Source organism: Candidatus Poribacteria bacterium (assembly GCA_021295755.1).
Classification (GTDB): domain Bacteria; phylum Poribacteria; class WGA-4E; order WGA-4E; family PCPOR2b; genus PCPOR2b.
Window position 1 is genome coordinate 2,741 of record JAGWBT010000237.1, and the last position, 360, is coordinate 3,100.

The window sequence follows — 360 nt, forward strand, 5'->3', positions numbered from 1 at the left end:
GATACCGCGCGAGGACGTGATAATTACCGGACGCCTTTGCTGCCATTCCTCAGCGGAGTGGGGAGGCTACGGTGATGGAAGACCCGATTATTCCGCTGAACGCGCGGTTGCGGATGTCGAAGATCAGCTGCAGTTGCTCGGCACAGACTATTTCGACGGTATGTTGATTCATGATCCGTCCGAAATTGAACCCACGCTTGAGAAAGGTGGAACGTTAGATGGCGTGCTACAGTGTAAAGGGCGGGGTCTAGTTCACTTTGTCGGATACGGAATGCGCCCACACGATTTCCATCTGAAGACGATAGCCACCGGCGATGTTGATCTCCTGTTATGCTTCAACGATTATAACTTGGCTCGTCA

The 360-nt window shown here is 52.5% G+C and carries 1 protein-coding gene; it reads left to right on the forward strand.

The window, feature by feature from the left end:
* Positions 1 to 360 (forward strand): aldo/keto reductase (locus J4G02_22750; protein ID MCE2397328.1); only part of this gene is annotated, 360 nt, incomplete at both ends.